Raw genomic sequence first — 6,368 nt, forward strand, 5'->3', positions numbered from 1 at the left:
TAAAAATAACTCTTCACTCTTTATTCTTCCAACTACATTTGACTTCCCACTATTCTTCATATCTCTAATGGCTATTTGTAATTCCCCTGCATAATGCCCATATTCACTACTTTCAATAACTATATCTCCTCGTTTTATTAATTCAGGAGTATTAAATAATTCAAATTCATGATTTTTATATTTTACTCTACTTTGAGTAGATCTTATTATATTATCTGAAAAATCACCTCTATTAAAATGTAATTCCTCTAATAAAATTTTTCTTTCTATTTCTGGTGTTTTTTCATTAATCTCTATATCAAATGTAATCATATTTTTTCTTATCTCTGATATAGTTCTCAACTCTTCTTCTGTAGGATAACAATTTGAAATTATTATATCATCAATATTCCCCATACCTATTAGATGTTTAACTTGAATTTCTATTGGAAGCTCTCTATGAAGTTCTAATGTTGGTAACCCATCAGTTACCGGCCATGGTCCAAAGCTATTTTTTCCTTGACTAGTTACAAATGCAGCTGTCTTTAGCCCATATTTTTTAAATCTTTCAGTACATGCCTTAAAATGATCTAAATTTAATCCACTATATCTATGAGGATAAAAATTATGACACGCTATTAGATTATCCTTATTTGGCATATAATTCATTATAGTATCTATATAACTTGTATCATTACTCATATTTATTTCTATCTTCAAATCATATTCATTAAAAGTCATCAATGATTCTTCAAGTCCTGAATATCCTGCATCTAATCTTACCCCATCAGCTCCAATTTCTTTGAAAAAATATAAATCTGAATATTTAATATCTAATTTATCAAATATTTTAGGACTTACATCTACAATTACTTCAAAGTTTTTTTCATGAGCATAATCATTTATCCTCTTAAATTTTGCTTTTATTTCATGCTTACTTTCATTTACCGAAAGTAAGCATGAAAAAATTCTACTAAACCCATATTTTTCTGCTTTATCTATATATTCAAAAATTTCTTTTTCTGATGTTTTCTCTACATATATTGATATTCCTAATCTCCCCATTTTTCCTCCCTATAATAAAGGAGTGATTTCTCACTCCTCTATTTAAAATCTATTTTTCCCTTAATTTAATTATATTGATGCTCTAAACTTTCTTGTTCTTCCCCTTGCTCTTCTTTTAATAATTTCTTATCATATAACTTAACAAATGGATAGTATATAATAATTGAAATTATTATACATACAATATTTAGAATCGATGCTCTATAGTCTCCACCTGTTGCTAAAAATGCTCCTATTGGCCCTGGTAATGTCCATGGTGCTGTTACTACAACAGCATTGACCAATCCCAGGGTTGTTGCAAACCAAGCAACAACTGCAGTAACTAAAGGTGTTACTATAAATGGAATTATTAATGTTGGATTTAATACTATTGGTGCTCCAAATATAACTGGCTCATTAATATTAAATATTCCTGGAACTAAACAACTTTTCCCTAGAGTTCTACCATAAGATGATTTTGTTACTGTTGCTAAAAGAATAACCAAACCTATCGTACATCCTGACCCCCCTATCCATATAAACCATTGGAAAAATGGTTCTGCTGCTATTCCTGGTAGTGCTTCTCCTGCAGCTTGTGCAGCTGTATTAGCATCTAAAATTTGAAGCCATAATGGTCTTGCTATTGATCCAACTATAGATACTCCATGTATTCCAAATGACCAGAAAAAAGTAACTAATACAACTAAAATCATAACTGATGGTAATGTATCTGTTGCTGTTACTAATGGTGAAACAACTTTAGATACTGCTCCATGCCAATCAAAACCTAAGAAGTAAGTTATTGTTCCCATTAAAAGTATTATAATTCCTGTTGGTGTTAATGCTTCAAATGATCTAGCAACTGATGGTGGAACCTGTTCTGGCATAGTAATTCTTATATTTTTTACCGTAGTAAATCTTAAGACTTCTACAGCTAAAATTGATACTAAGATTCCTACAAACATTCCGCCTCCGCCCATATTGGCCATTGGCATCACAAATCCCATACCTTCAACTACTTGTGGAACTAATGTTAAATTAAATGCCATTGCAGCAAGAACTCCACCTGTAACTCCGTCTAGCTTATATGACTTTGCTAAACTATATCCAATTCCCCAGGTTGCATACATGGTCATAATATACATTGTCATTCTATATGGTAATAGTATTGTTCCTGCATTTTCTTTTAAAAAGGCAGTAATTCCCCAACTTTCTGGTAATGGTGGAAATGCAATTATTAAGAAAAATGACCCTACTATAATTAATGGTAATGTTGCTATAATTCCATCTCTAACTGCTCTTAAATGTCTTTGTTCTGCCAATTTTGCCATTGGCGTAGATAATTTTTCATCTAAAAATTTTGTAAAACTATTAAGCATAAAAATCCTCCCTATTAAATATTCCCTTATACCCTTTTATTTTTATTTCATTAATTCCATAACTTGTTTAAATAATTTTGGTCCACCTAAAGGACTGTAAGCTTGCGGTTGTATTAATGCACATGGTGTATTTGCATCTTTTGCATACTGACTTAAATAATCAAATCTATGTCTTACTTGTGGTGCTACCATAGCTACGTCATATCCATTTTTGATTTCTTCTTCAAATTCTTGTGTACTAACTGCTATAACTTCCATTTCAACACCATTTTTTTTAGCCTCTTTTTTTAGTGCATTTACGGCTATTGCACTTGACATTCCTTGTGAACAAACAAATATTACTTTCATTTATAATTCCTCCAATAATTTATAATTTATTTTAATTTATTAATCTACACGTAAGTATTTAAAAACATCCAGAAAAATGATATTACTCCAAAAGCTACAGCAAAAATTAAATACGTAATATAAAAAGATTTTGTAAATCCCTTTTTACTTTCTATAAAACATCTAACATATGCTAATACAAAGCTTAATATAAAAGTACTTCCAAGCATTACTCCAACTTTAAAATCTATGCCTATTATATTTAATAAATAGGGAAAAAATATTGTTGATACACAAGCTCCTAATATTATTATTAATGAACTTTTCATTGAAAATCTTGGTATATCATAATCAGACTTTTTTTGAATTTGTTTTATATTAATCCCTCCCTTAGCTTAATTTATCTATTTTTTTATGCATTCTTATAATACATTCAATTAAATTTTTAGCTTCTATAGCTGTCATTAAATGATCTTGGGCATGTACAAATAAAATTGAAACATCATTTTTATCCCCTGCTGCTTCCGATTGAATAAGTCCTGTTTGAACTTTATGAACTTCTAATAATTCTTTATCTGCTTCTTTTAAAAGTTCTTCTGCTTTAACATAATTACCTTTCTCAGCTTCTGCTAATGCTTCATAAGCTAGCCCTTTTGCTGTTCCACCTCTACTTATTAATTCAAAAATTATAACTTCCATATCCATTCTCTCTTTTCCCCTTTATTTATATTTAATCTATTTTTCTTTTTTAAACTCCACTATTGCTTTTCTTGTATCTATAAGCCTTTCTTCAACTTTATTAATATCATCCTTTGCAATCCCTAAAAATAACATATCTATTATAGAAATTTCTGAAATCATAGAACTTATTGCTCCTTCTCGTAACTCTTTTTCCTTTGGAGCTATTTTCAAAATAACATCTGCTAGTTTTTCTAAAGAATTATTTACTGTTGCTCTTGTTATAGCCACAACAAAACATCCATTTCTTTTAGCATTTTTAGCACATTCTAAAACTTCTCTTGTTTCTCCAGAATAAGATATCACCAATGCAATATCCTCTTTGTTTAATACAGCTGAAGTTGCTATTTGTAAATGACTATCTACATGATAAGTTACTCTTCGCCCTATTCTTGCTAATTTATGATAAAAGTCTTGTCCAACAATACTAGAAGATCCTATTCCAAATATGTTTATGTTTCTACATTTTGATAGTCTTTCTATTGCTTTTTCTAACTCACTCTCATTAAGTACTTCTATAGTTTTTTCTATACTTGAACAAACCATATCTTGTATTGCATACATTATCCCTTTTGTATCTAACTCACCATTTAAATACTCAAATTTTTCAACTTTTCTCTCAATATTAGCCTGAACTCTTATTTTCAATTCATTTAAACTACTAAGCCCTAGTTTTTTTGCAAATCTAACAACTGTTGGTCCTGATGTATCTGTTTTCTCTCCAATTTCTTTAGCAGATAAACTTATAAATTTTTCTTTTTCATAAATTATGTATTCTGCTATCTTTTTTTCTTTATTTGTAAATTTATCATAATTATTTTTTATAAATTCAACTATCGTCCTCCCTCCTCTCTGCTTTATTATTCTATCTACTTAATTTCACTCAAAGCTTTTGTAATATATCCAGCATTTTTTTCTAATCTCTCTTTTGCTTCATCCTTTTCTAATTCTGAAATAATCATAAATATTGATAATTTCACATCATATTCAGTTTTTTCTAATATTACTGTAGCCTCTTCCATAGATATTCCAGTAGCTTGTACCACTATTCTTTTAGCTCTTTCCATTAACTTTTTATTAGTTGACTTTACGTCTACCATTAAATTTCCAAACACTTTCCCTAGTTTTATCATACTTCCAGTTGAAATCATATTTAATACTAACTTCTGTGCTGTACCTGCTTTCAATCTAGTAGATCCTGTAATAGCTTCTGCTCCTACTATAGGTGCTATAGAAATTTTTGCATTTTTAGCTACTTCTGATTCGCTATTGCATGTTATTGAAATAGTTAATGCTCCTACTTCATTTGCATACTCTAATCCTCCAACAACATATGGCGTTCTTCCTGATGCTGCTAATCCAACTATAGTATCTTTATTTGATATTTTATTTATTTTCAAATCTTCAACTGCAAGTTCTTTTGAATCTTCTGCGCCTTCTTTTGCTCTAAAGATTGCTTCATTTCCACCTGCAATAATTCCTTTAACTAAATCCTCTGATACCCCATAAGTTGGTGGACATTCAGATGCATCTAGAATACCTAATCTTCCTGAAGTTCCAGCTCCTATGTATATAAGCCTTCCTCCTACTTTTATTCTATCTACTATTCCATCTATAGCTTTTGCAATATTTTCTAGTTCTTTTTCTACTGCATAAGCAACCTTTTTATCTTCATCATTTATTAACTTAATCATTTCTATAGTAGATACTTTATCTATATTAATCGTATTTTCATTTCTACTCTCTGTTATTAGTCTTTCTAAATCTATCTTTTCCATCCTGCCTCCTTTAAAACGTTTTCTTAATATAATTATATTATCACACCTGAAATATTATTACAATATTTTCCTTGTAATTTTGTTCTTTTATTTCAATTATTTTACTTTTATTTTTTTATCGTTTCTACAATACGATTAAAATACTTCATTTAAGTATAAAAATAAGGGAAGTATATTAAACTTCTAATATACTTCCCTTACTTTCTCTATTCTATATTGTATTCAACCAAAATTATTATGAAATGTATCCACCTTCGTTATTTTACTTTTTCACTACTTCTCCATATTGGATTATTAGATCCGTAAGATTCTCTTCATTTAATTCTATTTTTCCTTCTTCATACATGCTGCATATTCCTAATACTGCTTCCTGCTCTGAATCACTTTGAACTATGTAAGTTTTCTCTAAGAATTCTATTACATATATTTTTCTATCCTCAAAGTCATAACATTCTTTAAGTATCGTCTCTTCCTCACCAAATATGTTTATACTCTTTAAGTCATTGTAATCTAAAATAACCTTTTCTTCTTTATATAATTTAACTACTTCATCTAAGCTATATTTATCTTCACCAAACTCTTTAATATATAATTCTTGTACTGTAACTGAAAATTCCTTTTCCATCCTTTACTCCTCCATACTCAGTTTATCTAGTCTCATTTTATCATAATATCTCACCTTTTCTAATAGAAACTACTCCAAGCATAATTTTCATAAAATTTATTTATTTCTGTTACTATTTAAGTATTTCATTATGCTACAATTATTTTATATATAAAATATCCTATTAATAGATGAATTTCCATAAATAGTTTGGAGGATAACTAAATGAGTATTGGTATGATTAACATCTTAGTTTTATTGATAAATGTCTTTATTTTTATCGTTATTATAATTGGGCTCAGTGTACTTATGGTAAAAATAATCACCATTGTAAGAAAGATGTTTGCTGATCACAAAAAACTACACTCTGATATAGAAGCACTAAATAACCGCTTAAAGAAACTTGAAGAAAAATAGAATTTTTTCTTCAAGTTTTTTTATTAATTTTATTTTTAAAACTTTTTGATATTTGCCCCACAAATTCTAAAACTGCATATTTATTAGATGAAGGGGTGATAA

The 6,368-nt window shown here is 28.8% G+C and carries 9 protein-coding genes; 1 reads left to right on the forward strand and 8 read right to left on the reverse strand.

Going from position 1 to position 6,368, the window contains the following annotated elements:
- From Q0W06_RS18960 to Q0W06_RS18995, 8 genes are all read right to left on the reverse strand, one after another.
- Positions 1-1,044, reverse strand: a 1,044-nt coding sequence (locus Q0W06_RS18960) for a MupG family TIM beta-alpha barrel fold protein (RefSeq protein WP_297639555.1), incomplete at its 3' end; no start/stop codon positions are given.
- Between the two features lie 65 nt (positions 1,045-1,109).
- On the reverse strand, positions 1,110-2,402 hold the full coding sequence (locus Q0W06_RS18965; protein WP_297639559.1) for a PTS sugar transporter subunit IIC: 1,293 nt from the start codon (positions 2,400-2,402) through the stop codon (positions 1,110-1,112).
- Positions 2,403-2,444: 42 nt separating this feature from the next.
- Entirely contained in the window at positions 2,445-2,750 is a 306-nt protein-coding gene (locus Q0W06_RS18970) for a PTS sugar transporter subunit IIB (RefSeq protein WP_297639562.1), read from the reverse strand.
- A gap of 44 nt (positions 2,751-2,794) precedes the next feature.
- Positions 2,795-3,058 carry a hypothetical protein gene (locus Q0W06_RS18975; protein ID WP_297639565.1) on the reverse strand — a complete coding sequence of 88 codons (264 nt, stop codon included), beginning with the start codon at positions 3,056-3,058 and terminating at the stop codon, positions 2,795-2,797.
- Between the two features lie 61 nt (positions 3,059-3,119).
- Positions 3,120-3,434 carry a PTS lactose/cellobiose transporter subunit IIA gene (locus Q0W06_RS18980; RefSeq protein WP_366516801.1) on the reverse strand — a complete coding sequence of 105 codons (315 nt, stop codon included), beginning with the start codon at positions 3,432-3,434 and terminating at the stop codon, positions 3,120-3,122.
- A gap of 30 nt (positions 3,435-3,464) precedes the next feature.
- Entirely contained in the window at positions 3,465-4,331 is an 867-nt protein-coding gene (locus Q0W06_RS18985; RefSeq protein WP_366516802.1) for a MurR/RpiR family transcriptional regulator, read from the reverse strand.
- 5 nt (positions 4,332-4,336) lie between these two features.
- Entirely contained in the window at positions 4,337-5,245 is a 909-nt protein-coding gene (gene murQ / locus Q0W06_RS18990; RefSeq protein ID WP_297639568.1) for an N-acetylmuramic acid 6-phosphate etherase, read from the reverse strand.
- A gap of 262 nt (positions 5,246-5,507) precedes the next feature.
- The gene (locus Q0W06_RS18995) at positions 5,508-5,870 is read right to left on the reverse strand and encodes a hypothetical protein (protein ID WP_297639571.1); all 363 of its coding nucleotides are present in this window, start codon (positions 5,868-5,870) and stop codon (positions 5,508-5,510) included.
- 204 nt (positions 5,871-6,074) lie between these two features.
- On the opposite strand from Q0W06_RS18995, the gene Q0W06_RS19000 reads away from it, so the two are divergent.
- On the forward strand, positions 6,075-6,266 hold the full coding sequence (locus tag Q0W06_RS19000; protein WP_297639574.1) for a hypothetical protein: 192 nt from the start codon (positions 6,075-6,077) through the stop codon (positions 6,264-6,266).
- The last annotated feature ends 102 nt before the right edge of the window (positions 6,267-6,368 follow it).

This window comes from uncultured Clostridium sp., from assembly GCF_947072515.1.
Taxonomy (GTDB): domain Bacteria; phylum Bacillota; class Clostridia; order Clostridiales; family Clostridiaceae; genus Clostridium.